This is a genomic window from Paracoccus sp. Z118, assembly GCF_019061185.1.
In the GTDB taxonomy this organism is placed as follows: domain Bacteria; phylum Pseudomonadota; class Alphaproteobacteria; order Rhodobacterales; family Rhodobacteraceae; genus Paracoccus.
Map to the genome: position 1 here is coordinate 104,808 of NZ_JAHQZU010000003.1, position 25,567 is coordinate 130,374.

General features: G+C 70.5%; 19 protein-coding genes. 14 read left to right on the top strand and 5 right to left on the bottom strand.

Translation table 11 applies throughout. The features are described 5' to 3' along the window. The first annotated feature begins 19 nt into the window (after positions 1-19). Genes KTN05_RS03385 through tagF form a run of 13 tightly spaced genes read left to right on the top strand, consistent with a single transcriptional unit; the run spans position 20 to position 15,841 of the window. Complete coding sequence (locus tag KTN05_RS03385; RefSeq protein WP_217327968.1) at positions 20-1,135, top strand: type VI secretion system ImpA family N-terminal domain-containing protein; 1,116 nt, start codon at positions 20-22, stop codon at positions 1,133-1,135. Beyond that, positions 1,128-1,661 carry a type VI secretion system contractile sheath small subunit gene (gene tssB / locus KTN05_RS03390; RefSeq protein WP_217327969.1) on the top strand — a complete coding sequence of 178 codons (534 nt, stop codon included), beginning with the start codon at positions 1,128-1,130 and terminating at the stop codon, positions 1,659-1,661. The genes KTN05_RS03385 and tssB overlap by 8 nt, the downstream gene beginning before the upstream one ends. Position 1,662: 1 nt before the next feature. Further along, complete coding sequence (gene tssC / locus KTN05_RS03395) at positions 1,663-3,171, top strand: type VI secretion system contractile sheath large subunit (RefSeq protein ID WP_217327970.1); 1,509 nt, start codon at positions 1,663-1,665, stop codon at positions 3,169-3,171. 30 nt (positions 3,172-3,201) lie between these two features. Then, positions 3,202-3,690 carry a type VI secretion system tube protein Hcp gene (locus tag KTN05_RS03400; protein WP_217327971.1) on the top strand — a complete coding sequence of 163 codons (489 nt, stop codon included), beginning with the start codon at positions 3,202-3,204 and terminating at the stop codon, positions 3,688-3,690. Positions 3,691-3,721: 31 nt separating this feature from the next. After that, entirely contained in the window at positions 3,722-4,438 is a 717-nt protein-coding gene (gene tssE, locus KTN05_RS03405) for a type VI secretion system baseplate subunit TssE (protein ID WP_371823264.1), read from the top strand. A 1-nt stretch (position 4,439) separates the two neighbouring features. Beyond that, the gene (gene tssF, locus KTN05_RS03410; RefSeq protein WP_217327972.1) at positions 4,440-6,329 is read left to right on the top strand and encodes a type VI secretion system baseplate subunit TssF; all 1,890 of its coding nucleotides are present in this window, start codon (positions 4,440-4,442) and stop codon (positions 6,327-6,329) included. Further along, positions 6,293-7,372, top strand: a complete 1,080-nt coding sequence (gene tssG, locus KTN05_RS03415; RefSeq protein ID WP_217327973.1) for a type VI secretion system baseplate subunit TssG — start codon at positions 6,293-6,295, stop codon at positions 7,370-7,372. The genes tssF and tssG overlap by 37 nt, the downstream gene beginning before the upstream one ends. Then, complete coding sequence (gene tagH, locus KTN05_RS03420; protein ID WP_217327974.1) at positions 7,369-8,610, top strand: type VI secretion system-associated FHA domain protein TagH; 1,242 nt, start codon at positions 7,369-7,371, stop codon at positions 8,608-8,610. Before tssG ends, tagH begins: the two co-directional genes overlap by 4 nt. Further along, positions 8,603-9,067 carry a type VI secretion system lipoprotein TssJ gene (gene tssJ, locus KTN05_RS03425; RefSeq protein WP_217327975.1) on the top strand — a complete coding sequence of 155 codons (465 nt, stop codon included), beginning with the start codon at positions 8,603-8,605 and terminating at the stop codon, positions 9,065-9,067. Before tagH ends, tssJ begins: the two co-directional genes overlap by 8 nt. Positions 9,068-9,073: 6 nt before the next feature. Next, positions 9,074-10,405 carry a type VI secretion system baseplate subunit TssK gene (gene tssK, locus KTN05_RS03430; RefSeq protein ID WP_217327976.1) on the top strand — a complete coding sequence of 444 codons (1,332 nt, stop codon included), beginning with the start codon at positions 9,074-9,076 and terminating at the stop codon, positions 10,403-10,405. A 3-nt stretch (positions 10,406-10,408) separates the two neighbouring features. After that, positions 10,409-11,776 (top strand): type IVB secretion system protein IcmH/DotU, encoded by a 1,368-nt coding sequence (gene icmH / locus KTN05_RS03435; RefSeq protein ID WP_217327977.1) that lies wholly within the window; start codon positions 10,409-10,411, stop codon positions 11,774-11,776. A 1-nt stretch (position 11,777) separates the two neighbouring features. Further along, the gene (gene tssM / locus KTN05_RS03440) at positions 11,778-15,329 is read left to right on the top strand and encodes a type VI secretion system membrane subunit TssM (RefSeq protein ID WP_217327978.1); all 3,552 of its coding nucleotides are present in this window, start codon (positions 11,778-11,780) and stop codon (positions 15,327-15,329) included. Further along, the gene (gene tagF / locus KTN05_RS03445) at positions 15,311-15,841 is read left to right on the top strand and encodes a type VI secretion system-associated protein TagF (RefSeq protein ID WP_371823265.1); all 531 of its coding nucleotides are present in this window, start codon (positions 15,311-15,313) and stop codon (positions 15,839-15,841) included. The genes tssM and tagF overlap by 19 nt, the downstream gene beginning before the upstream one ends. On the opposite strand, the gene KTN05_RS18635 is transcribed toward tagF, so the two are convergent. The 4 genes from KTN05_RS18635 to KTN05_RS03465 form a co-directional block, all read right to left on the bottom strand. Further along, positions 15,813-18,131, bottom strand: a complete 2,319-nt coding sequence (locus KTN05_RS18635; RefSeq protein WP_371823266.1) for a type VI secretion system Vgr family protein — start codon at positions 18,129-18,131, stop codon at positions 15,813-15,815. The two genes, tagF and KTN05_RS18635, sit on opposite strands and share 29 nt — an antisense overlap. A gap of 71 nt (positions 18,132-18,202) precedes the next feature. Then, a complete protein-coding gene (locus tag KTN05_RS03455) occupies positions 18,203-20,671 on the bottom strand; it encodes an ImcF-related family protein (RefSeq protein WP_217327979.1) in 2,469 nt (822 codons plus the stop codon). Then, positions 20,643-21,557 carry a M15 family metallopeptidase gene (locus KTN05_RS03460; RefSeq protein WP_254367957.1) on the bottom strand — a complete coding sequence of 305 codons (915 nt, stop codon included), beginning with the start codon at positions 21,555-21,557 and terminating at the stop codon, positions 20,643-20,645. The genes KTN05_RS03455 and KTN05_RS03460 overlap by 29 nt, the downstream gene beginning before the upstream one ends. Next, complete coding sequence (locus tag KTN05_RS03465) at positions 21,554-22,297, bottom strand: PP2C family serine/threonine-protein phosphatase (protein ID WP_371823267.1); 744 nt, start codon at positions 22,295-22,297, stop codon at positions 21,554-21,556. The genes KTN05_RS03460 and KTN05_RS03465 overlap by 4 nt, the downstream gene beginning before the upstream one ends. Before the next feature lie 157 nt (positions 22,298-22,454). On the opposite strand from KTN05_RS03465, the gene KTN05_RS03470 reads away from it, so the two are divergent. Continuing rightward, on the top strand, positions 22,455-23,213 hold the full coding sequence (locus KTN05_RS03470) for an OmpA family protein (protein WP_217327981.1): 759 nt from the start codon (positions 22,455-22,457) through the stop codon (positions 23,211-23,213). A gap of 308 nt (positions 23,214-23,521) precedes the next feature. Here the strand turns inward: KTN05_RS03470 and KTN05_RS03475 are convergent, their stop codons facing one another. After that, complete coding sequence (locus KTN05_RS03475) at positions 23,522-25,555, bottom strand: caspase family protein (RefSeq protein ID WP_217327982.1); 2,034 nt, start codon at positions 25,553-25,555, stop codon at positions 23,522-23,524. Positions 25,556-25,567: the final 12 nt, after the last annotated feature.

The following is a 25,567-nucleotide window of genomic DNA, read 5'->3' on the forward strand; positions in this document are numbered from 1 at the left end:
CTTTGGAAAGGCGGACAGTGTGGGCTCGCTTGATGCGTTCCTTGCTCCGATCTCCGAGCCGAACCCATCAGGGATCGACCTGCGAAACGACGTGCGCTTCCATGCGCTGGAACGCCTGCTCCTTCCCGCCAGCCGTGCGGCCCGCGCCGAGGCGCCGGGCAGCGAACCGGCCGTCGATTGGGCCGAGGTGCTGCGCCAGTGCGAGGAGCTGGGCGCCACCGGGCGCGACCTGCGCCTGCTGGTAATCGTCGTCCGGGCGCTGGCCCAGTCGGAAGGGTTCCAAGGCGTGGCCGAGGGCCTGTCCATGCTGACGCGGACGATCGAGAGCTACTGGCCCAGCCTGCACCCCGAACTGCGCGAACGCGCCTCGCCGCGCGAGGCCGCCATCCGCCGGATCAACGCGCTGTTCCAGCTGGAAAGCACCGATGACGGGCTGCTCTGCGACCTGTCCCATCGGACCATGTTCACCTTGCGGGGGCTGGGGCGGTTCACCGGGGCCGACCTCACGGCGGGCAGCCTGTCCCGCGCCGCCTTTCTGGCCGAGGTGCCGTCGGGGCTTGGCGAGGCCGAAACCGCGGCGCTGATCGCGCAGCACGAGGCGCTCGCGCAGCGGGTCAGGACCGCGTGCCGGGCGCTGGCCACCGAGGAACCTGCCGTCATGGCCGACCTTGCCGGCGGCGTGGAGCAGGCCCGGACGGCACTGGCGGCGCTGGAAGACAGCCTGTCGGCCCGCGTGGCGGACAACGGCACCGGCGTCACCTTTGCGAGGCTGGGCCGTTTCCTCGATCAGCTGGCGATGTCGCTGACGGACGGGCAGGCGGCCGCCGCCGCGCCGGCCGATAGCGCCACGGCCCCGGCCGGGGTGGAGCCGGGTCAGCCTGCCACGGCCGACGCCGCCCCCGCGATCACCTCGCGCCGCGACGTCGAGCGGATGCTGGACGGCATCATTGCCTTCTACGAGCGGACCGAGCCTGCCTCACCGATCCCGCTCATCGCGCGGCGGCTGCGCCGGATGGTGCCGATGACCTTCCTTCAGCTGATGGAGGAGATGGCGCCGGCGGGGCTGAAGGAAGTGCGCAGTCTCGCCGGGGTCGCCGACGAGAAGGCCAGGGCCAAGGGGGGAACCGATGGCTGAGAGCAAGCAGAAGGTGATCGAGCGAAACCGCGCGCCGCGCGTGCAGATCGCCTATGACGTCGAACATTACGGCAGCCCGACCACGATCGAACTGCCCTTCGTGCTGGGGGTGATGGCGGACCTCGCCGGCGCTTCCGAAACCCGCGAGGCGCAGAAGCCGGTGGGCGAGCGCAGCTTTGTCGATGTGGATGCGGGCCGCTTCGGCAAGTTCATGGAGGCGCTGTCGCCGCGGGTGAAGGCGCGGGTGCCGAACCGCCTTCCCGGCAAGCCCGGCGAGGAGGCGGACGAGGAGATGTTCGTCGATCTGAGCTTCAAGTCGATGCGCGACTTCGCCCCCGACCGGATGGCCGAGCAGGTGCCCGCCCTGGCCGAACTGCTGCGGATGCGCCGCCAACTCGAGGAGCTGCTGGGTTACATGGACGGCAAGGTGAACGCCGAAAAGCGCATCGCCCAGCTGCTGTCGAACGAGCCGCTGCTGGCCCGCGTCGCGGGCGAAGCCGTCGCCGGCGCGGACAAGGAGGCGTGAGATGGCCGAGATCAGCAAGCAGGAGGCCGCCGCCCCCGCCGCCGCAGAGGCGCCGAGCCTCGACGAGTTCAGCGAGCTTCTGGAGAAGGATTTCCGGGTCAAGGACACCGAGGGAGAGAAGCTTCAGGGCCTGGTCCAGAACCTCGCCCGCGCGGCGCTGGAAAGCACGGGGACCGAGGCGATTTCCGGCAACGCGATCCGGTCGATCAAGTCCCTGATCGCGGGCATCGACCGCGTCCTGTCGGCGCAGGTCAACGAGATCATGCACGCCGAGGAAGTCCGCCAGATCGAGGGAACGTGGCGCGGGCTGCATTACCTGGTCAACAACACCGAAACGGATCAGAAGCTGAAGATCCGGGTGATGAACATCACCAAGGAGGAGCTGGGCGACACCCTCGCGGATTTCGAGGGGCAGATGTGGGACCAGTCCCCGATCTTCAAGAAGGTGTATTCCGACGAATATTCGATGTTCGGCGGCCAGCCGATCGGCGCGATCATCGGCGCCTACGAGTTCAGCCACCGCCCCAGCGATGTGAGCCTGCTGCGCAACCTGTCGGGCGTCTGCGCCTCGGCGCATGCGCCGTTCATCGCCGCCGCGGCGCCATCGCTGTTCCGCATGGAAAGCTGGCAGGAACTGCCGAACCCGCAGGACCTGCAGCAGATCGTCTCGTCGCCCGACTATGCCAGCTGGCAATCGCTCAGGGAAAGCGAGGACAGCCGCTATATCGGCCTGGCCATGCCCCGCGTTCTGGCGCGGTTGCCCTATGGCGCGGCGACGGTGCCGGTCAAGGGCTTCGCCTTCGAGGAGGCCATAGACGGCAAGCACGACAACTATGTCTGGATGAACGCCGCCTTCGCCATGGGGGTGAACATCAACCGCAGCCACAAACTCTACGGCTGGGGCACGCAGATCCGGGGGGTCGAGTCGGGCGGCACGGTCATCAACCTGCCGGTCCACACCTTCCCCACTGACGACGGCGCGGTGGCGATGAAATGCCCGACCGAGATCGCCATCGACGACCGGCGAGAGGCGGAACTGGCCAAGCTCGGCCTCATGCCGATCCTGCACCGCAAGAACACCGATCTTGCCGCCTTCATCGGCGCCCATTCGTTGCAGGACGACGAGGCGCGGGCGGGGCGGCTGGTGGACCCGGACGCGCAGGCGAACGAGCGGCTGTCCGCGAACCTGCCGTATCTGTTCCCGGTCTGCCGCTTTGCCCATTATCTCAAGGCCATCGCCCGCGACAAGATCGGCACGTTCAAGGAACGCGCCGACATGCAGGTATGGCTGTCGGAATGGATCAACCGTTACGTCCTCGCCAATCCGGCGATGGCCGACGAAAAGGCCAAGGCCAAGCGGCCGCTCGCGCGGGCCGAGGTGCAGGTGGACAGCGTCGAAGGGCGACCGGGCTATTACAGCGCCCGGTTCTACCTGCGCCCGCATTACCAGCTTGAAGGCATCAACGCGAGCCTGCGGCTGGTGTCCGAGCTTCCGTCCATCAAGGGCTGACGAACCGTCTAAAAGGGGGAGAACACGACGATGCCCGTCTCTGGTTACATCAAGATCGAGGACATCAAGGGCGAATCCAAGCGCGCCGACCACGAGGACGAGATCGACGTTCACTCGATCGGCTGGCAGGTCCAGCAGCAGTCCTCGGCCAATGTCGGCTCCGGCCGCTCACGCGGGCGGGCGCAGATCAGCGACATCAAGATACGCAAGTTCACCGATGCGGCCTCGCCCTATCTCGCGCTGGCGGTGATGCAGGCCAAGTCCATTCCCGAGATCGTCATCATGGCCCGCAAGGATTCGGGCGACGCGCATCTCGATTACCTCAAGATCACGCTCTCGAACGCGGCGGTCTCGGGCTTTCGGATGCTGGAAACCGAGGCGGCCGATCCCGAGCAGATGGTCGAGGAGGAGGTGAGCTTCACGGCCGAGAAGATCAACATCGTCTATACCGTCCAGGCCGACGACCATTCGGCGGGCGACGAGCATGAGGTTGAATACGACATCGTCGCTGGCCACTGAGGCCGGACCGGGCGCAGCAAGGGGATGACGCGTGCAGGATCGTGGCACAGTCGCGAACGCGAGGCGAGAGGCGGTCCAGCCCAGCCTGTGGGACCGGCTGGTGGACGACCTGCCCGGCCTTGCGGTCGAGATCGCGCGGCTTCGGGGCGATCTCGGCCGCGAACTGGGGATTGAGCGGCTCGACCGTCTGCTCGCGGCCGGACAGCGGGGGATCGAGGCCGAACCCGCGCTTGACGATCTGCACCGGCGCGAATTGCGCGACCTGCTGGCGATGACCGAACGGCAGCGCTTCTTGCAGGAGCGCGGCATCGTCGTCACCCCCGAGGTGTTGCGCGAGGCCGTGCGCCGCGATCTGGAAGCCCTGTTCAACGTCGAGCGCTTCGAATCCGAGCCGCTGCTGACCGACGCCGAGCGGGCATCCGTGCCCAGCCCCGCCGCGCTGATCGCCGATTTCCCGCAGGTGCGGCGCAGCGTCGTGAACTTCGGCGTTCCCGCCTTTTCCGGCCGGCGGGCCAAGGATTTCGACAGCGACCGCCTTTCCCGCGAGCTGCGCCGGATCGTCGCCGCCTATGAGCCGCGTCTGGGGTCCGACAGCATCGTCGTGCGGGTGGTCACGGGCGACCGCACCGGCCTGCGGATCGAGGTCGAGGGCGTCCTGATGCTCGCGCCGGTGCCCGAGCGGATGCACCTGTCCACCACCATCGACCTCGACAACGGGCGCGCCGCCACGCGGCTGACGGAGCGGTGAGATGGACCGCACGTTCCTCGGCTATTACGAGGAGGAACTCCTCCACCTGCGCGAGCTTGCGGGCGAGTTCGCCGCCCTGCACCCGACCGTGGCCCGCAACCTGTCGCTGGACGCGGTTCCCTGTCCCGATCCCTATGTGGAACGGCTGCTGGAGGGCGTGGCCTTTCTTGCCGCCCGCACGCGGCTGAAGGTCGATCTGGAAAGCACGCGCTATGTCGAGACGCTGCTCGACGCGCTTTCCCCCGACCTGCTGGCGCCCGGTCCCGCGATGGGCATGGCGGTCCTGCATCCCGGCGCGCAGGTTCAGGGGATGCCGGGCGGGCATCCGGTGCGCCGCGGCACCCGCCTCGTCGCCGCTTTCCGCGAAGGGCTGGCGACCCGCGCCGTCTATACCACCGCGCAGGACGTGACGCTGTGGCCGCTCAGGGTCGAGCGGGCCGAGTATCTGGCCGATCGCGGGGCGCTGCATGCCGCCGGGCTGCCCCCGCGCGCGCGCGAGGCCGAGGCAGGGCTGCGCCTGACACTGGCGCGCGACGGGCCGGGGGCGCTGGCCGAACTGTCGCTGGACCGGCTGGACCTGTTCCTCGCCAATCGCGGCGGCGCGCTGTTCGACGCCATTCATGGCCAGGCGCTGCCTGTCGAGACGCGGGCTGCGGCGCCGCCCGGCAACCCGTCCGTCGTGGGCAGCTATCACCCCGCGCCTGCGCCGGCGATGGCCGGTCTTGGCGACGCCGAGGCGTTGCTGCCGCCGCTGCGCCCCGCCTTCGGCGGCTATCGCCTTCTGCGCGAATATTTCCTGATGCCGGAACGGTTCCATTATCTGCGGCTCGACGGCCTCGCCGCTGCCGTCCGCGACTGCGTTGCCGGCCCGCTGGAGATCGTCATTCCGCTGCGGCGCCCGCGCCCCGTGCTGGCGGACGTGTCGGCGGGGGATTTCCGGCTGTTCGCGACGCCGGTCATCAACCTGTTCGAGCGGGAATGCGACATCGTCGATCTGAACCCCGGCCGTTCGGCGCATGTGGTCCACGCCGACCGGGCGCAGCCCCGCGACTTCGAGATCTATCGCCTGCTGCGGGTGGAGGACCCCGCCGCAGGCGGCGCGGCGGGCGCGATACCGCCGCTGCACATGGCGGCCGGGCAGGGCGCGGGGGGAAGGGTTTATACCACCGAGCGCCGGCCCCGCCGCCCGGCCGAGGACGAGATCCGGCGGGGGCAGATGCGGACGAGCTATGCGGGGGACGACCTCTACATCTCTGTCGCGGGCGCGCCGGTGCCGCGCAGCCTGGACATCCGCGCGCTCTGCACCAATCGCGACCTGCCGATCCTCGATGACCTGCCCCAGCTTGCCGTTGAAAGCGGCGACCCGGTTGCGCGGGTGGAGCTGACCGGCCCCTTGCGGCGCCCGGTTCCCGGCGGGCACGGCCGCCCGCCCCAGCGCGGCCCCGGCGGCGAGACCGGGCAGGACGAGGTGGCGTGGCGGATGGTGGCGCAACTGGCGCTGAACCATCTCTCGCTGGGCGAGGGCGAGGGCGAGGATGACGGCGTGCCGGGGGCGGAGCCTCTGGTCGCGCTGCTGCGGCTCTATGCGGATCGCGGCGATCCGGCGTTCGCCCGCCATGCGCAGGCGATCCGCGCCGTCAGCTCCCGTCGCGTGGTCGAGCGGCTGGACCTGCCCGGCCCGCTCTGCTTCGGCCACGGCACCGAGATCGCGCTGACCCTCGACGAGGGCCCCTTCGCCGGGTCGAGCGCGCTGCTGCTGCCCGCATTGCTGGCCCGGCTGTTCGCGCGCCATGCCGCCATCAACGGCTTTGTCCGCACGCGAGTCCGGCTTTCTCAGGCGCAGGAGGAGGTGGCATGGCCGATGACGCTCGGCTCGCGCGCGATGATCTGACGCGCCTGCCCCCCGACGAGGTGCCCCCGGATGCGACGCCCCCGGACGAAGCGACGGAGTTCTTCGAGCTTCTGCGCCGGCTGGAGAGGGGCGGGGAGTGGTTCGGCCGAAGCGGCGGGCCGGGGCGCGAGCCTGCGCGGCTCGGCCAATCGGCGCGGCTGTCGGCCGCGACCCGCGACGTGGCCCGCCTGACCCCGCAGCGGGGCGACGCCCCGCGCCGGATCGAGGTCGAGGTGATCGGACTGCTCGGCCCCGAGGGGCCGATGCCGCTGCACCTGACCCGCCGGGTCTTCGACCGCGTCTCGCAGCGCTGGTTCGAGGCGGGCAGCGAACACGCGACCGCCGACACCTCGGCGCTGGATTTCTGCAACATGCTGCAACACCGGATGATCGCGCTCTACTGGCGGGCATGGGGCGACGCGCGGCCTTCCGTGCACGCGGGCCGCCCCGGCGCGGGTCGCGTCGGCGCCACGCTGGCGGCGCTTGCGGGCGTCGGTCTGCCGGGGATGCGGGGAGAGAAGCGGGGTAATAGCCCGTCCGCCACCGCCGAGCCGGTCAAGCTGAACCGCGCCATGCAGATCGCGCAGCAGGTGCACGGACCCGAGCGTCTTGCCGCGCCGGTCGCGGACCTGCTCGGCGCCCCGGTTCGGGTGGTCGAGTTCGTCGCCAACTGGATCGACATTCCCGCGCCGCTTCAGACGCGGCTCGGGCAGGCGCATGCGCGGCTGGGCGGCGGGGCCGTCGCAGGGGCGCGGATATTCTCGCGTCAGGACCGGGCCGAGCTGCGGGTCGGGCCGGTCGATCTTCCCGCCTATAGGCGCCTTGCGGACGACGCGCCCCTGCGCGGCGCATTGCGGCATCTGGTCCTGCACCTCGTCGGGCGCGAGATCGATATCGACCTGCGGCCGGTGCTGGCCGCGGATGCGGTGCCGCCGCCCCTGCTGGGCCGCGTCGCGCTTGGGCGCACGGCGTGGTTGCGGGCGGCGCATCCGGCGGACCGCGACGATCTGCGGCTGCCACGGATCACGCGGGAGGCGGCATGACCCTGCGTCTCGTCATCGAACACTCGCCGCATCCGCAGCCGGTGCCCGAGCTTTCCCATCCAGGCGGCGAGCTGTCGATCGGAAGAGGGGCCGACGCCGACTGGCGGCTCGAGGATCCCGACATGTTCATCTCGCGCAAGCACTGCCTGATCGCGGCGGCGGGCGACGGCTTCACGGTCACCGACATCAGCCGCGGCGGCGTCTTCGTGGACGGGGCGGATGCGCCGCTTGGCGCGGGCCAGGGCTGCGCGCTGCGTGACGGAATGCGGATCCGGCTGGGCGACGTGGTGATCCGCGCCGATCTGCGGGTCGCTTCCCGCGCAACGGCGGCGGCGGTGCATGACACGGGCGCGTTCTCTGCGGATGATTTCTTCGCGCAGCGCCCGGTGGAGGAGACGCAGCAGCCCCGGCCGGCGGACCTGCCCGATCCGTTCGACGCGCCGCGAACCCCGCCGCGACCTGCGGCGGCCCGGCCAGCGGCGGGGCAGGGCTTCGACGATCCCTTCACGCTTGACCCGCTGCCGCTGTCCGCTTCAGACGCCGCCCCCGCGCCCGTCGCGTTTGCAGATGAGGCCGCCCCAGCCCCTCCCGTCACGCAAATGGCGCAGGCCCCGCCCGAGCCTCGGCCCACACAGCCGGTGGCGTCCTCAACCGAGGCCGCACTGGTCGAAGCTCTTGTCAGCGGTCTCGGCCTCGACCCCGCCACGGCGGGCGAGCTTGGACCGGCCGAGATGGAGGCGCTGGGCCGGCGCTTCCGCGGGCTCGTCGAGTTGATCGAGCAGGCGCTGCGCAGCCGCGCGCGCGAGAAGCGCAATCTTCGCGTCGCGCAGACGGTGATCGGCTCGGCCAACGTGAACCCGCTGAAGTTCCTGCCGACCACGGATGCGATGATCGAGGCGATGATCGGCCAGCCGCGTCCCGGCTACATGGATGCCGACGCCGCGATCGCCGCCGCCGGGCGCGATCTTGCCGATCACCAGATGCGGTCCTGGTCCGGTCTTCAGGCGGCGCTGCGCCGGATGATCGACCGTTTCGACCCCGAAGAGATCGAGCGCGAGATCGAGGCGACCGGGCGGCTGCGGGCGATCCTCGCTGGCGGCCGGTCCGCGCTGCTGTGGCAGCTTTACTGCGAACGATACAAGGGCATCGCCAAGGCGGCCGAGGACCGCTTTCTGGGCGAGGTCGGCGGCGATTTCCGCGACGCATACGAGGGCAAGGGGAGGATGGACCATGACTGACAGACGCACCGTGCTGATGGGCGGGGCCGCGCTCGGGCTGCTGGCCCTGTCGGGCTGCGGCGGCAAGGAGCCGCCGCCCGCCACCGCGACCATCGCCGCCGCCGCCAGCGCGGGGATGAATCCGGGGCCGGACGGCGCGGACCGGCCGCTGACGCTCACCGTGCTGCAACTGCGGGGAACGGGGGCGTTCAACGCGGCGGATTTCTTTGCGCTGCAGGCGCCGGAAACCGCGCTGGGGGGCGATCTCGTCTCGGCCAGCCAGATCGTTCTCGCCCCCGGCGCAAGCGCCTCGACGACGCTGCAACTGGACCCGGCCACGACCGCGCTCGGCATCTACGCCGGGTTCCGCGATCCGACGGGCCGGGTATTCCGCGCGCTGGTGCCGGTGGCGGCCGGGGCCAGCCTGAACCTGACGGTCGGCGTCTCTGCGACGGGCGTGACCGCCACAGCAGCGTGAGCCGGCATGGATGAGGCCAGCAGGGTCGTCTGGTCCGAGGGGTTGTTCCTTCGGACCCAGCATTTCCAGCAGCAGGACCGCTTTGCCGAGTCGCTGGTGCGCGGCAGCCTGCGGGCCGCGCATCTTCAGGCGTGGGGGTTCTGGACGCTGGCGCTGGACGAGGGCGCGCTGCAGGCCGGGCGGATCGGCATCGCGGCGGCCAGCGGTATCTTCCCCGACGGGACCCCCTTCGCCATTCCCGCCGACGCCGCCGCGCCCGACGCCGTGCCGGTCCGCCGCGAGGGAACGGGGCTCGCCCGTGTCGGCGTTCCGCTGGACGCAGCCGGCGCAGCCTCGACCGAACCCGCCCACGCGCCGCGTGCGGGCGCGCGTTACCGGGGCGTCCACGTGACGGTGCGCGACGCGGTGCAGGGCGGGGCAGAGGCGGCCGAGATCGAGGTGGCGCGGCTCATGCCCCGGCTGTTCGTTCCGGGCGAGGACACCTCCGGCTATGTCACCATGCCCGTGGCGCGGATCGAAGGTCTGGCCGCTGACGGGTCCGTGCGGCTCGCGCCGGGGTTCCTCGCGCCAGCGCTGCGGACGGCGGCGGTGCCGTGGTATGCGGCTTTCGCGGCCGAGATGGCGATGGGCCTCGACCGCATCGCCGAGGCGCACGGCCAGATGGTTCTGGGCGCCGCCGGCCGGACGGTCGAGAACCTGCTGATCCTGCAACTGGCGAACGCCGCCCGCCCGCGCCTCGCCCATATGGCGGCGCAGGACCTCTATCATCCTTCGGATCTCTACATGGAACTGGCGGGGCTGGCCGGCACCATGGCGACTTATGGGTCATCCTCGCGCCGGCTCTCCGATCTGGCGCCCTATGAGCATGAAAACCCCGAGGCGGCATTCTCGGCGCTGGCGGACACGCTGCGCTCGCTGATCCTGTCGCTGCGGCATGTCGAGCCGAAGTCCCGCGCGCTGCCGGTCGCCGTCCACGCCCAGAACATCTGGAAGGTGCGGATCGACAACCCGGAGATCCTGAAATCCAGCCGGATCGTCCTGCGGGTGGCCTCCGACATGTCCGAGGCGATGCTCCGGCGCATCTTCGTCGATCAGGCGACCGTCGGCTCGGCCGACGAGTTCGAGAAGCTCTGGCGCTCGCGCCTGCCGGGCATCCCGCTGAAGCCGCTTCATTCCCAGCCGCGCGAGATCCCCTATGACGGCGACCGGCTCTGCCTGGAACTGGACCGCAAGTCCGAGCACTGGGCGCAGATCCTGGAATCGCCGGGATTTGTGATCGGGGTGTCGGGGCAGCTGGACCGCCAACCCGAGATCGACTGCTATGCGGTGAGCCAGTGAGACATGGGCGACCCTGACGACCCCTTCGGCCTGATGAACGACGCGGGACGCACGCGCATCCGGCCCACGAACCGCAGCGGCGCGGCGCCGCCCGCGCCCGAACGGCCCGCGCCGGGTTTCCCGTTAGGCCCCGGTTTCGGCGCGCCCGCCGCGCCTGTCCGACATGCCCGCGCCCACCCGAACCCGCTGGTCGCCGCCTTCGCCCCGCTGCTGGAGATTGCCCCGGAACTGGAACGCGCCACCGCCCCGCCAAGCGCGGAAACGCTGCGGGTCCGCCTGCTCGACAGCCTCGTGGACGCGCGCGACTCGGCCGTTGCCCGCGGCGTCCCGCTGGCCCGTGCGGATCAGGCCGCGTGGTTCGTCGCGGCGCTGATCGACGATCTGGCGATCAACACGCCCTGGGGCGGCCACAGCGACTGGCCGCGCCAGCCGCTCGTCGTGTCGCTGTCGGGGGACGTGGATGCGGGCGCCCGGTTCTTCGAGCGCCTCGCCGAGCTTCAGCGCCATCCCGAGCGCGATCCCGAATTGCTGGAGCTTGCGCTGATCTGCCTTGGTCTCGGCTTTCGCGGCCGTTTCCGGGTGGCGGGGCCGCAGGCCGACGGCGCACTGTTGCAGGCGCGCATGGGCGCGGCCCGGCTTGGCGGGGCCGATGCGGATCGCGCCCCGCTTTCGCCGCGCTGGCAGGGCGTCGAGGCGCGGGACACGCCGCGCCGCTTTGCCGTTCCGCTGTGGGCCATCGGGGTCGTCACGCTCGCTGTCGTCGCCGCCATCTACATCGCGCTCGCGTGGCAGTTGTCGCAGCGGGGCGCGCAGCTTTATGCCGTGGCGCGGCTGATCCCGCCGCCCGAGCGTGCCCAGATCTACCGCCCGCCGCGCGGGCCGGGGGAGACGCCGCCGCCGCTGGAGCCCGTGGTTCTGGAACTGCTGCCGCAGTTCGTCGCCGCCGCGCCGGCAGACACCGCCTCGGCGCTGTCGGGGCAGGAAGACGTGTCGCTGACGACGCTGGTGGTCCGCGGCACCGATCCCGAGGTCTTCCGTTCGGCGCGCGCGGATGTGAACGCCGTGTATCTGCCGCTGATCGCCTCGATCGGGCAGACCATCGTCGCCAACGCCGAGGTGATCGGCGGGGTGACGGTGACGGGGCACACGGATTCGGTCCCGGTTCAGGCCAGCAACCCCTTTGCGACCAATCAGGGACTGTCCGAGGCGCGGGCGCGGACCATCGCCGAACTGCTGGTGCGGGCCGGGGTGCCGCCCGACCTGATCGCCGTCGAGGGCCGCGCCGACAGCGAGCCCGTCGGCGACAACGCCACCGCCGCGGGGCGCGCCCAGAACCGCCGGGTCGAGATCAGGATCGGAAAGAGGCTCTGACATGCGCGCCCCCAAGGCCATCCTGCGGTTCCTGTTCTCGCGGCGGCTGTGGGTGTTCATCGGCGCCCTGCTGCTGTGCCTGCTGATCTGGCAGTTCGGCCCGATCGTGACGGTCGGCGGCCGCGCGCCGCTGGAGTCGCCGCTTGCAAGGCTGATCGCGATCGGCGCGGTGGCGATCCTGTGGCTGTTCTGGGTGCTGCTGGGCCAACTGCGGGCGGCGCGGGCCAATCAGGTGTTCGTCAGCGAGCTGGCGCGGCAGACGCCCGAGCCCGCCGGCACCAAGGACGCGGCCGGGGCCGAGATCGACGCGAAGTTCCAGTCCATCCTCGCGCAGATGAAGCGGTCCCGGCTGGGCCACCGCCGCTTCCTGCGCGAGATGCCGTGGTATGTCATCATCGGCCCGCCCGGCACCGGCAAGACCACCGCGCTGCGCCAGTCCGGGCTGCATTTTCCCGTCGATCTGGGCGACGATCTCAAGGGCGTCGGCGGCACGCGCAACTGCGACTGGTTCTTCACGGACAGCGCGATCCTGCTGGATACCGCCGGCCGCTATACCGAGCAGGCCAGCAACCCCGAAAGCGACGCGGCCGAATGGAACAGCTTCCTCGACCTCTTGCGCAAGCACCGGGGCCGCCGGGCGCTGAACGGGGTGATCGTCGCGATTTCCGTGACCGAGTTGCTGCGACCGGCGGATGAGCTGCGCGCGCACGGGCGCGAGATCCGCAAGCGCCTGGGAGAGTTGCGAGAAAGGCTGGGACTGCGGCTGCCGGTCTATCTTGTGATCACAAAGCTCGACCTCGTGCCGGGGTTCGACGCCTTCTTCGCCGAACTTTCCACGGAGGAACGCGAGCAGGTCTGGGGCGCCACCCTGCCGCCGGCCGAGGCTGCGAGCGGCGCCGCCATCGGGCGCGAGCTGCACGACCTTGCCGGGCAGGTCGAGCGGCGGGTGGCCAAGCGCCTGGCCGATGACCTGCCGCTGGCGCGGCGGGCGGAGATCTTCCGTTTTCCGGCCCAGCTGCTCCAGCTGGACGCGCCGCTGCGGCTGCTTGTCGATGCGGTGTTCGCCGAGACCCGCTATGACGAGGCGCCGTGGTTGCGCGGTTTCTACCTGACCTCGGCCACGCAGGAAGGATCGCCCATCGACCGGCTGGTGGGTGAACTCGCCCAGGGCTTCGGCCTGCCGGCCCCCGCCGCGATGCCCGGACGACATGGCGAGAAACGGTCGTTCTTTCTCAAGCGCCTGCTGACCGACGTGATCTTCAACGAGGCTGGCCTTGGGATACTCGACCCGAAAGCCGAGGAGCGGCGGCGCTGGATCTGGCGCGGCACGCTTGCCGCGTCGCTGCTGGCGGTCGCCTGCCTCGGCTTTCTGTTCGCCTTCTCGTTCAGCCGCTTCTCGGGGCTGGTCGCCGAGCAGGAGCGGCAGTTTTCGGCGCTGCAATCCGGTCTTGCCGACGTGGCGGCGCGGCAGGTGCCGACCGACCGGCCCGACCTCGATCTGGCGATCGAAGGGATGGACGCGATCACCGCCGCGTCGGTGATGGTGCCCCGGCACCCGCTGGCGCTGCTGGGCCCGACCGCGCAGCCGCAGCTGTCCGAGGCGCAGCGGATCGCCTATCGGCGCGGCCTGTCGAACATCGTCGAGCCGCGGATGGTCGCGCTGCTGGAGGCCACGATCTGGCGGCAGATCCGCGACCCGGATTACCTGCTCGGGGCGCTCAAGACCTATTTCATGATGACCGGCCTTGCGCCCTACAACCCCGACTTCGTTGCCGCGTGGTGGCAGGAGGCGCTGCCCGCCGGTGCGCCCGTCGATCCGTTCCCGACCGAGGCCGCGCGCAGCTATCAGCTGGACACCATCGCGCTGATGGCGGGCGAGGAGGCGAAGACCGAAAGCGACCCCGAGCTGGTCCGCACGGCGCTGGAAAGCCTCTGCGCCATTCCGCTGGCGGTGCGGGCGTATGAGGCGCTGATGTCGGACTCCGCCGTCACCGCCTTGCCGGAATGGACCCCGGCCGCGGTGGCGGGGCCGCGGGGCGCGCAGATATTCACGCGGCTGTCGGGCCGGACGCTGCAAGCCGGGCTTCCGGGGGCGTTCACCTATGCCGGATTTCACGGGACCGTCCTGCCGCTGGTCCCCGATGTCGCGGCGCAGGCGGCCATCGACCGGCTGGTCTTCGCGGGCGGTTGCGACGAAAGCGCGACCGCCGATGCCGCCACGCTGGAAGCGGACCTGCTGAGCCTTTACGAGCAGGACTTCATCGCGAAATGGGACGGTTTCCTGCGCGACATCCGTCTTGCGCCGATCACCGACCTTGCCAGCGCCACCGGGAGCCTCAAGGATCTGTCCAGCGAGGACAGCGCGCTGAACCGGCTGCTGCGGGCCGTCGTGGCCGAGACGGAACTGACGCGCGCGCCGGCCGAACCCGAGGCGGACGCGGAAGGGGGCGGGCCGCCCAAAGGCCTTGTCAACGCCGCCGCCAAGCGGCTGGGCAAGGTCGGCAAGCTCGCCAAGAAGGGCGCCCGTCTTGTCCCGGCGGGGGGCGACGCGGGCGCTGCAACCGCCGAGCCGCCCGGCGCCGAGGTCGCCCGGCATTTCCGCCCGCTCAAGTCCACCATCGACAGCGTGGACGACGCGCCGCCGCGCATCGGCGATGTCGTCCTGGCGCTCGGGGCGCTGGCGAACGAGTTGCAGACCGTCTCGGCCAGCCCCGACCCCGAAGCCGCGCTGCTGGCGAGGGGCGGGTTGCCCGAACTGACCGGCGCGATCGCGAACGTGGCGCAGGGGCTGCCGCCGCCCGTTAACGACTGGGTGGCGGGCATCGCGGGCGACACCATCGCGGTGACGCGAGAGGCGGTGGTCGATCAGCTGAACGCGCGGTTGCAGGCGGATGTGCTGCCCTTCTGCCGCGCGGCGACGGCCGGGCGCTATCCCTTTGCGGCGGACAGCGCCATCGACGTGACCGTGGCCGATTTCCAGCGCCTCTTCGGCCCCGGCGCGCTGATGGACCTGTTCATAAACGAGCAGCTTCTTCCCTATGTCGATACGACCGCGCGGCCGTGGCAGTGGCGGGCGGATTTCGGCCTTGCGGCGGAACGGCTGCAACCCTTCCAGAAGGCGCGCGAGATCCGCGACGCGCTGTTTCCGGGCGGCGCCGGCCCGGTCCTGACCTTCACGCTGGAGCCGAAGGATCTGTCCGCGAACGCCAGCCGGGTCAGCCTCAACGTGGACGGGCAGGTGCTGGTCTATTTCAACGCGGCGACCCGGCCCATGCCGATGACCTGGCCCGGCGCGGACGGAACGAACCTCGTCTCGCTGTCCTTCGCGCCGGTGGACGGCTCCGCCGAGGCGATCCAGACGGAGACAGGCGCCTGGGCCTTTCTGCGGCTGATTCATCGGGGCGAGCTGGCGCCGACCGATCAGGCCGAGCTGTTCCGCCTGCGCCTCGGCCTTGGCAGCTTTGCCGCAAGCTACGACTTGCGGGCGGCGAGTGTGGACAATCCCTTCGATCTGCAGATGTTCAGGGGTTTCGCGTGCCCGGAGAGGATCTGAGCCGGGGACGGGTCGCCCTGTTCGGCAAGTTGCCCGCGACCGGCGATTTCGTGCGGCGGGGGTTGCCGGATGCGTTCGGCGCATGGTGGGACCGCTGGCTGACCCACCATCTCGCCAGCCGGGACGCAGGCTGGCCGGCGGGCGGCCTGCGCGTGCGGCTGTCCTGCGGGGATCGCAGCGCCTGCGCGCTGGTGCTGCCCAGCCGCGATTCCGTGGGGCGGCGGTTTCCGCTCAGCGCGCTGGTGATGCTGGACTTCCCGGCTGCGCCCGATGCGGCCGAAGCATGGTGCGAGGCGGCGTTGCCGCTGGCCGGGGCCGCCTGCGAGGGACGGCTGACCGCCGATGCGCTGTGGGCGGGGCTGGATGCGCTGCCGCCTCCGGCGCGGACAGGACCGTGCGCACCGGCGCTGCTCCTGTGGGCGCGGGGTCGGGGGCCCGTGTCGGCCGATCCGGGCGATCCCGGCGATGCCCTGTCGCTTCTGTTCAGTTCTGGTGGATCTTCGAGGCCGTGAAGATCATGTCGCCATCGGCCTTGCCGGTGATCTTTCCGCTGGCCTGCTGCGTCAGGTTGTTGCCCTTCACCAGAACGGTGCCGTCCTTCTTCAGCATGATGCTGGCGTCGCCGCATTTCAGCGTGATCTCGTCGGCGGCCTCGATGTTGATCGTCTTGCCGGAGGTGAGAGCGACGTTGCCCGTCACGTCATGCGCCTGATCCTTGGCCACCTTGACGGCCCGGCTGCCGCCGACGCTGGTGCTCTGGTCGGTGGCCACCTTCAGGGTCTGGCTCGCGCCCACCTCCGTTGCGTGGTCCTTGCCGATCTTGAAGCTCTGGGCCCCGACCACGGTGGTCGAATCGTCGTTCTGGACGTGATGAGCCTGCTTGCCGCCCACCCGCACACTGCGTTTCTGGCCCACGGTGAGCGTCTGGTGGCTGCCCACGACGCGGCTTTCCACCAGCCCCACCTTGTCCGTGCGCCCCGCCTTCACGAGGACCATCTGCGCAATGCCGACCGTCTGGGTGTGATTGCGGTCGATGCTCTCGCCCGAACTGCCGACGACGTGGATCGTCTCGTCGCCGCCCACGGTCAGGCTGCGGTCGGCGCCGACGGTCTCGGTGTCGTTGACGCCGATGTTGACCTCGCGGTGGCGGCCGACCTTGGTGGCCTTGTCGTTACCGACCGATTCCTGCCGGTCGTGACCCACGGACTGGCCGGCGTCGTGGCCGACATCTTCCTTCCAGTCGTGGCCGATCTTGCGGGTCTCGTCGTTCTTGACCAGTTCGGTGTGATCCTTCTCGGCCTGGAAATACACCTCCTCGGCGCCCTTCTTGTCCTCGAAGCGCAGCTCGTTCCAGCCGCCCCCGCCGGGGGAGGAGTTCGACTTCCAGCCCGACTGCGTGGCGCTGCCCGGCAGCGGGTAAGGGGGCATCTGCTCGGCGTTATAGAGCCTGCCGACGATCAGCGGCTGGTCGGGGTCGCCTTCCAGAAAATCGACGATAACCTCCTGCCCGATGCGGGGGATCTGGATGAAGCCCCAGCCCGCCCCGGCCCAAGCCGCGCTGACGCGCATGAAGCACGAGGAGGCCGCGTCCTTGCGGCCCTCGCGGTCCCAGTGGAACTGGACCTTCACGCGTGAATACTTGTCGGTGAAGATCTCGGCGCCGGCGGGGCCCACGACCACCGCGGTCTGCGGGCCGGTCATGCGCGGACGCGGGGTCCGCCGTTCGGGGCGGAAGGGTAGGGCGGCGGGCTGAAGCTCCACGGTCACCTCGCAGCCGACTTCCGCCCGCCCCATTCCGGGCTGGCGCATCCCGGCCTGATACTGCCCGTCCCACATCCGGTAGCCGGCGCGCAGGACGACATAGCTGCCGTTCTCGGCCGCGCGCGGGAAATCGGTCAGCGCAAAACTGACGCCGGGGCGCAGGCCGGGCGCGGTGGCGCGGGCGCTGGCGCGGCGGCGCGGCGCCTGCAATTCCTCGACCCGCAGGCCGGCAAGGTCGTCGCCGCGCCCGAAGGCGGTGTAGTTGCCGGGGTAGTGATAGGCTTCGGTCTTCGCCTCGGAAAAGCTGTCCGCATCCTTGGCCTGCGCCAGCAGGTTGGCCGAGGGCTTTTCGAAATCATAGTCGGTATGGGCGAACTTGCTGGTGCGCAGCGACGCGGTCCCGGCCCACTGGACGATGAAGTTGCCGTCCAGGAAGTTCGCCCGCTCGTCGGGCTGCCACGGTATCTCGTCCAGATCCTCGGCCGGTTCCAGCCTGGTGCTGTCGTCGCCCAGCACCAGCAGGTGCCCGTCCTCGGAATGCTCGAAGAAATAGAAGATGCCCTCATGCTCCAGCAGCCGCTGCACGAAGGCGAGGTCGGTTTCCCCATACTGCACGCAGTAATCGCGCGGCGGGTAGGAGCGTTGCAGGCGCAGCGCGAACTTCACCTGCGGATAGCTGCGCAGCACATCCTCGACGATCTCGACGGCGCTCTTGTTCTGGAAGATCCGGTTGCTGGTGGAGAGGGTGAGCAGCCACAGGGCCGGGCGCAGGGTGGCGCGATACTGCGCAAGGTCGCCTTCCATTTCGGTGAAGCCGAAATCCGTCGCGATGGCGTTCAGGTGGCGCACGGGGGCCGCGGCGCCGATCGAAACGGTCACGGATCTGCCCAGAAGCCGGGCGGGGTCGAGATCGGGGTCCGGGCTGACCGCCGTCAGGACGAATGCGAAACAGGTGCTGATCTCGTCCTGCCCCTCCATCGAAGCGAACATGAGCTGGTCGGCACTGAGCGGGGATGTGAGCGTGATCTCGCGGTCGGGCACGACTCTGCTCCTTCTCTGCACGGAGAGATGACCTCAGCATAGCGCAGTCGGGGAAGGCCCGCGCCGGAAAATCACAGGGCGGCGGGGCACGCAAAGCCGCGAGCCGCCGACAGTCCCGCGACCGGGTTCGCAGCGGATGGAAAGGCCAGTTCCAGAAACAGCCGACCCGCGTCGGTGCGCAGATCGACGAGGAAGCGTTGCCCCTGATCGCGCGGCCGCAGCCTCAGCCCGTCCAGCAGGCGCAGAAAGCCCCACGGGCCCGGTTCGTGAACGCTGGCGGGTTGCCCGGCAAAGGCGACGGAGACGCCTGCCGCGCCCTGCGTCCCCGGCCAGCGCAGCGAGGCGGCGTCGGCTCGGGCGTCCACCGCCGCGCTGGCGCCCCCCAGCGCCACGACCGCCTTGCCCCGTTCGGCAAGGGCCGCGATGGTCACGGTGGCGCCGAAGTTGCCCGCGTCGTCGAAGAAACCGGCGCGAATCGCCTGCGCCTTCTCGAACAATTCGGCGCTTTCGGGCGACAGGCCGGAGAAGCGCGCTTCGGGCAGCCAGCGCCAGGGCGAGGCGGAGCTGTCGATATAGGGCTGCGCCTCGGCCACGAAGAAGCGCTCGATCGCGCCGCCGCCGCCGAAGAGTGCCGCGAAATCGGCCAGATCCGCGTCGGCCCCGTTCGCGTCGAAGGGAAACCGCCCCTCGGTCGCGCGGCGGCACAGATCATAGACCTCGGCCTGCCAGCGCTGGGTGAAGGGGCTGGCGATCTGCGCGGCGCGAGGCACGGCAGTCTGCGCCAGCACATCCTCGACCAGCTGCACCACGACCGGCGGCGCCTGCCGCAAGGCGGCGACCGAGGCCGCGCGGTCCTGAAAACCCATCAGCCGCTCGGTAATCAGGTCGTCGGACGCGCCGCGGGCGCCGAGGGCGGCGTTGAGCGACGCGAACAGCGCCGAGATCTCGTCCAGCCGTCCGCTCTCGACATACTGGATCATCGGGCCGAACCCGGCGGCAATGCGCTGCTGCAACTCGCGCGGCCTGCTGCGGTCGGTGCCGCCGACCTCCTCCCAGGCCTGCGTCAGCAGCAGGGCGATGGGCGACGGCTTGCGGGCGAGCAGGCCGGACACCCGCACTGCCGTCGCGCGCCGGTCGAAGCGCCGCACCCGCAGATCGTCGAGGAAACCGCGCCACGTCGCCAGTGTCTCGACCTGAAGCCGGGCGAGGACGCCGGCGGATGACCCGGCATCCGTTCGCAGCCCGTCGCGATAGAGCCGCGCGGCCACGGCCCGCGCGACCTCCACCGCCTGCGCCGCACCGCCGTCCCGCGCGTATGCCCAGCCTCGCGTCGTGTAAGCGCCGGGGATGGCGGCCGTCATCGGCTTGCCCGAGCGCCGGACGGCGATTTCGGCAAGGCCCGGAACCTGCGACGGCCGCCACGGCGCAAGGGCGGTCATTTCCGGCGAGCGGATGAGTTCGATCCACGCCCGATCCGCCTCGGACGCCTCGGCGGCAAAGACGCGGGCTTGCGCGAGCAGCGCGGGATCAGGCGAAGGGGGCTGGGCGAAGGGCGGGCTCAGCAGCGCGACATGAGGGGCCAGCGCCTGCAGATCGGGCAGCAGCTCGCGGCGGGCCGTCAACCAGCCCTGAAGATAAGCCGGATTCCACGCCCCGTCGCCCGACAGGACGTCCCAGGCGCGAACGGTATCGTAAAGGGCCGGACTGTCGCCCTCGCTCGCCAGCGCCGTGTCGATGGCCCCCGCCAGCACTGGGGGCAGATGCTGGCGGACGGTCCGGGCCTGCACCTTGCGCGCCCGGCTCGCCGCGTCAAACCCCAGCGGGCCGGCAAAGACCCGGACGGGCGCCTTGGCGAGCGAACGCTCGACCCCTGCCACCGCCGCCGCCATCCGGTCGAGCCGGGGGCCGAGATCGGCGATCTCTCCCGGCCGGTCGAGGCCGATGGACAGCGCCTCGGCGGCGAAGGCCTGCGCCGTCTCCCGATGGAACGCCCATTCGGTATGGACGGCCCAGGCCAGCACGAGCGCCGCGAACCCCAGCACCGCCCCGGCCAGAAGCCGCCCCCAGCTTTCCGGCGCGCCGGCGTCGGTCCGGGCGCTGGCCGCTTCGACCCGCGTCAGGCAACGCCGCAGGAAAGCGGCCGTATCGGCGAAGGCCGGTCCCGCCTTGTCGGCTCGGTTGGCGAAATCGCGCAGGCGGGCCGGGGACATCTCCTCGCCCTCGAACAGCAGACGATAGGCGCCGGGCGACCACAGATGCAGGGGCAGCGCCTCGTTCGACCGCGCCGCCTGATCGAGGACCAGCCCCAGTGCGAGCCGCGCCGGTGCCAGCGTCGCGGCGGGCAGGCCCGCCCGGTGCAGGGTATCGCCGAAACGGTCGATCCGGGCGCGCGCCTCGCGCAGCAGCGCGGGAACATCGGCCCATGAACCCCGCTCGGCCAGATCGTCGGCCAGCGCCAGAACCGGGGTCGCGGCGCGGTCATAGGCGTTCCCCGCCGTCCCCGCGTGCCGGTCAGAGCCTGCCGTCCGCCGCCCAGGCACGCAGCGTCTCCTCGCCCACCTCGAAATGCATGGAATCCTCGCGCCCGTAGGTGGCGCCCCAGAACCAGCCCTCGTCGTTGAAATACTCCGCCAGGATGACCAGCCCCAGCTGCGTCCCGCCATCGGCGAAACCGTCCAGCTGCCCCTCCAGCGTCAGGTCGATGGCCGTGCCCCAGGAATGGTTGGAAATGGCCGTCCGCGATCCGCGGATCAGCCGCGCGCAGAGCGCGCCAGCGGTGCCCAGCTTGGCGTGGATGTCGGGCTCGTTCTCGTTCAGGCGGGTCAGCACGCGGCCAAGGCTTTCGATCGCCGGGCGCAGCATCGAGACGCGGATCGGTCCGACCTGCTGCGTCTCGATCAGGGCCTTCAGGCGCGGATTGGTGACGGCCTGACAATCGGTGCCATAGCTGTCCCGCGGCTGGCCGAGGATTTCCAGCATCACGCTGTTGCGCGGCTGGGTGATGCCGCGATTGAACCGCTGCTTGGCAAGCAGCATGATCTCGGTCGGCTGTTCCGTCGCGATCACCTCCTCGAAGTTTTCGCCGGTTCCGGCGTCGGGGGCGATGATCTGTCCCTCGTCTGCCGTGCCCTGTCCCGCGTTCAGCGGCGCGGATTGCGGGGCCGGGACGCGGGCGCGGTTCGCCAGAAGGCTCAGATCCTCGCGCATCCGCGCCAGTTCGGCCTGCGCCTGCGCCAGCGCGTCCCTGAGTTCGGCGTTCCGTTCCTCGGCGGCGGCGACCGTCTCCTCCAGCCGGGACAGGCGCAGTTCGGTCGTGGCGTCGGCGCTGTCGAGCAGCGTGGTCACGACCGCAAAGGCGATCGCCGCGGCCACCAGCCCCATCGCGATGACAGTCGCGCCCGCAAGGCTGCCGCGCCGCAGGGTCATGGCGCGGCCATTCGGACGGCGATCACCGATACGTTGTCCGGCGCGCCCGCCGCAAGCGTGGCCGTCAGCAGGCGGCGGCAGGCGTCGCGCGGATCGTCTGCGCCCTGCAACATCCGCGCGATCTGCGGGTCGTCGAGACAGGCCGTCAGCCCGTCGCTGCAAAGAAGCAGCCAGTCACCGGCGGCCAGGGGTACATGCAGGCTGTCCACATCGACCAGCGGCGTGCCGCCCACCGCGCGGGTGACGACATGGGACTGGGGATGGATGGCGGCCTCGGCGGGGCTGATCTCGCCGCGCTCCACGAGGTCCTGCACGAGCGTATGGTCGCGGGTCAGCAGCCGCAGCGTCCCGTGCCGGTGAAGATAGGCGCGGCTGTCGCCGACCCAGGCGAGATGCGCCATTCCCCGGCTCATGATCAGGGCGACCACGGTGGCGCCCATGGTTGAGCCGCCCATCCGCGCGGCGCGCTGGCGCACCATGGCGTTCGCATGTTCGATCCGGGCGACGAGGATCCCTTCGGGATCAGCGCCCGCGTCCTCGTCGGAGATGCCGGCAAGGCAGTCGATCACGATGTCCGAGGCGATGTCCCCGTGGCCGTGCCCGCCCATCCCGTCCGACACGGCCCAGAGCGTGCCGCCGGGATCCGTGAGGATCGCGTCCTCGTTCCGCGTGCGGACGCGGCCGCGATGGGTCAGGCCTGCCCCCTCCGGCAACAGCATTGCCGGTGGCGCCTTCGGCACGCGCGTCACCGGGGCGGCCATCGCCCCCGTCCGCTGCGTGTCACGTCCCTGGGGTCTGCCATCCGACGTCCCGCCCAAGTTGTGAATTGCCTCGAATCCGAGCATAGCTTAACCTTGGGCCAAGGTAATGCGTTTCCTGCACATGGGCGGGTCTCAAATGCGGTTGCCCTTCCTTCTTGGCCTTGTCCTGCTGGCCCCGCCGCTGGGTGCCCAGGAATTGTCCGACGATGCCCTGGCTGAACGCTTCCTGCGCCAGCGCGAAGCGTTCCGGGCCGCGGAACGGCCCGATCTCGGCGCCCCGCGCGGGTTGGAACTGATCACCGTCGATGACCTGACGACCGCGCCTGAAGTCGCGGCCGACGATTCTGCGGAAGAGGGCAGGCCGGCCGTCGCCGCCGCAGCGCCATTGGCGAGCCAGCCTGTCCGGGTCGAGCCGTCCGCCCCGCCGGGTGGGCTCGGCGGGGTAACGGTCCACGGTAGCGGGCGCGAAACGCCACCTGCCGTTCCGGTTCTGCCGACCATCACCGCCGCAGCCGCGCCGCCGACCCCCGCTCCGGTCGTCTTCGGGCGCCTTGACCCCGAGCTGCAGGTCAATGTCCGGGTGAACTTTCCCTTCGATTCCGCGGTGCTGACGGACGAGCAGACGCCCCGGCTGGAACAGCTTTGCCGGGTGATGAAGGGCAGCGACATCGCGCTGTTCCGCATCGTGGGCCATACCGACGCGCTGGGGACGGACGCCTATAACGAGCGCCTCTCGCTGCTGCGCGCCGAAGAGGTCGAGCGCTACTTCGTCAGGGAATGCGGTATCCTGCCCGCCCGGCTCGAAGCCGTGGGCTTCGGAGAGCGCTTTCTGTTCGACCGCGACGACCCCGCCGCCGCGGGCAATCGCCGGGTGGAGTTCCAGGCGATCAGTTGAGCGGGGGCGGTCCGGCGGCGCTTGGTTGCGCTGGCAGAGGACCCCCAGTCAGTTGGTTGAGTTCCGGCCATCACCCGCCGCTCGCTTGGCCTCGGCAAGCCGGACGCGGTGGCGGTCAGGCTGTTGACGGAGAGGAACTCGGTCCCAAGTTGCCGCAGCGGCCCGGAGGGATCGTCGTCCGGTCCGGGCATGGGAAACCCATCGGCGCAATGTGCTGCTGCCGGGGCCGGGCTCATCGGCATACCCGCCGCCGCGTTACCGCTGAACGACCATCATCCCCGTTCCCGCAAGCGGATCATCCGCCAAGTTCACCCGTTCACGCGCACCCATTCCTCTGCGCGGGCGCGGGCGGCGGCCTTCCGTTCTTCGGACAGGTCGAGCTCCTCCAGCCGCCGCTTCGCCTCGTCCCGATCCTTCAGCTCGCGGGGTCCCCCGCTGATGGCGCCGATGGCGAGGTTGAAGGCGGCCTCGTCCGAACTCCGCTCGACCCCGCGACCCTGCCGATACATGTCCGCGAGGGCGATCCGGGCGCCGACGAAGCCGTTGTCGATCGCCCGCTGGAACAGTTCGACGGCAAGCGCGTCATCCCGCGCGACCACCTCTCCATCGCGATAGAGCTTGCCGAGGTTGTAGGGCGCATAGGCGTTGCCAAGTTCGGCCGCGCGGCTGAGCCATTCTATCCCCTGCTTGACATCCGGCGTTCCCGCCTCGCCCTTGAGGTAAAGCTGGCCGAGGTTGTTCATGGCGTTGGTGTTGCTGAGCTCCGCCGCGATCCGGTAGAGGCGGACCGCCTCGTCGATGTCGCGGTCGAGGCCCGTGCCATCCTCGGTCCGGCCGCGGCGATAGAGGTTTCCCAGCGTGTCCAGCGCGTTGGGCCATCCGTCCTGCGCGGCGAGCCGGTACCAGCGCACCGCCTCGTCCAGATCCTTCTCGACGCTCCAACCGCGTTCGTAGAAGTTGCCCACCCCCATGCGGCCCCTTAGGTTCCCCAGATCGGCGGCGCGGTGATAGAGCCGCATCGCCTCGGCATAGTCCTGATCGCGGCCCTTGCCGGTCATGTAGAGATAGGCGAGGTTCGACATCGACGCGCTGTAATCCATCGAGCCCGCGACGCGGTAGAACCCCTCGGCCTCATCGGTCCGGTCCAGTATGTCGAGGACGCGCCCCATCTGGTGCAGCAGGCGCGGGTTGGTCGGATCCTCGGCCAGCGCGGCCGAGCAGGCGCGCAGGGCGATGCGCGTGTTCACCAGACCCCAGCGCACGCCATCGGTGATCCGGCGCGGATCGTCAGGATCGCCCGCAGTCGCGTCGCATTCCGTCGCCAGCGCGCCGATGCTGCCCGCCTGCGGGGGGGCGGCATCGGGCCGGAACTGCACCAGCTCCAGCCCGCGCACCTGCGTGCCCTCGGCGGTCAGCGTTTCCGCAAGCGAGCGCGCGGCCTCGGCATGGTCCGACTCGGGGAAGTGGGTCAGGAAGACGTGGAAATCCTGCGGAACGCGGCTGTCCTCGATCGCCCCCCACCAGAGTTTCTCGACCGCCGGGCGCACCCCTTCCAGCGTGAGCTGGCCCAGATCGAGCTGCGCGGGCGGCTCGCCCGCGGGCGGGCGGAAGTAGAACTCGCGCTCGACCGAGGCGGAGATGAAGGGAAGCTGCCGACCGTCCGTCCAGATGCGCACCGACCGCCGGACCGAGCGGAACACGTCGAGGATATCCTCGCCCGACTTGTCCAGCTCGCTGACCAGCGCGCCCGTATAGGGGCTGTTCGGCCCGCCGCCGTCGAAGGCGACCTCGCCCGCCTGGGTGGCGAAACCGATCAGCGTCTCGCCGGTCCTGCCTTCCATCGAGGCAAGGCCGCGCCCGGCCTCGGCCTCGGCGGCGTAGGGATTCTCGCGGCAGGCGTCGAGGATGAAGATCCCGAAGCCCACGCCTTTCTCATGGAGGCGGTCCAGCAGGTCGGACGCCGAGATGCTGGACGCCTCGACCTGATCGAGCGATCCCGCCTCGATATCCACCGGCAGCAGATAGTTGCGCCCGTCCGCCTGAATCGCGTGGCCCGCATAGTAGAACAGCCCGACCGCGCCTTCGGGCAGCGTCGCAAGGAAGCTGTCGATGGCGGTGTCGAACTCGTTTTCGGTGACATTCTCGACCAGCGTCGTCTCGAACCCGGATTCGAGCAGGACCGCCGCCATGGAACGGGCGTCGTTCAGCGGGTTGCGAAGAACGCCGAGGCGGTAGTCGGCATTGCCCACGACCAGCGCGTGACGCGGCTCGTCCTGCGCATGGGCCGGGGGCGCAAGCAGAAGGGCTGCGCAGAACAGGGCGAGGCGCGGAAACCGGTGCATGGGCGAACGCTC

Coding starts and splice junctions, on each gene's coding strand:
- tssK (WP_217327976.1), top strand. CDS start 9,074: ATGGATGAGGCCAGCAGGGTCGTCTGGTCCGAGGGGTTGTTCCTTCGG.
- tssC (WP_217327970.1), top strand. CDS start 1,663: ATGGCCGAGATCAGCAAGCAGGAGGCCGCCGCCCCCGCCGCCGCAGAG.
- KTN05_RS03460 (WP_254367957.1), bottom strand. CDS start 21,557: ATGACCCTGCGGCGCGGCAGCCTTGCGGGCGCGACTGTCATCGCGATG.
- tssF (WP_217327972.1), top strand. CDS start 4,440: ATGGACCGCACGTTCCTCGGCTATTACGAGGAGGAACTCCTCCACCTG.
- tssJ (WP_217327975.1), top strand. CDS start 8,603: ATGACTGACAGACGCACCGTGCTGATGGGCGGGGCCGCGCTCGGGCTG.
- KTN05_RS03470 (WP_217327981.1), top strand. CDS start 22,455: ATGCGGTTGCCCTTCCTTCTTGGCCTTGTCCTGCTGGCCCCGCCGCTG.
- KTN05_RS03475 (WP_217327982.1), bottom strand. CDS start 25,555: ATGCACCGGTTTCCGCGCCTCGCCCTGTTCTGCGCAGCCCTTCTGCTT.
- tagH (WP_217327974.1), top strand. CDS start 7,369: ATGACCCTGCGTCTCGTCATCGAACACTCGCCGCATCCGCAGCCGGTG.
- icmH (WP_217327977.1), top strand. CDS start 10,409: ATGGGCGACCCTGACGACCCCTTCGGCCTGATGAACGACGCGGGACGC.
- tssG (WP_217327973.1), top strand. CDS start 6,293: ATGGCCGATGACGCTCGGCTCGCGCGCGATGATCTGACGCGCCTGCCC.
- tssM (WP_217327978.1), top strand. CDS start 11,778: ATGCGCGCCCCCAAGGCCATCCTGCGGTTCCTGTTCTCGCGGCGGCTG.
- KTN05_RS03400 (WP_217327971.1), top strand. CDS start 3,202: ATGCCCGTCTCTGGTTACATCAAGATCGAGGACATCAAGGGCGAATCC.
- tssB (WP_217327969.1), top strand. CDS start 1,128: ATGGCTGAGAGCAAGCAGAAGGTGATCGAGCGAAACCGCGCGCCGCGC.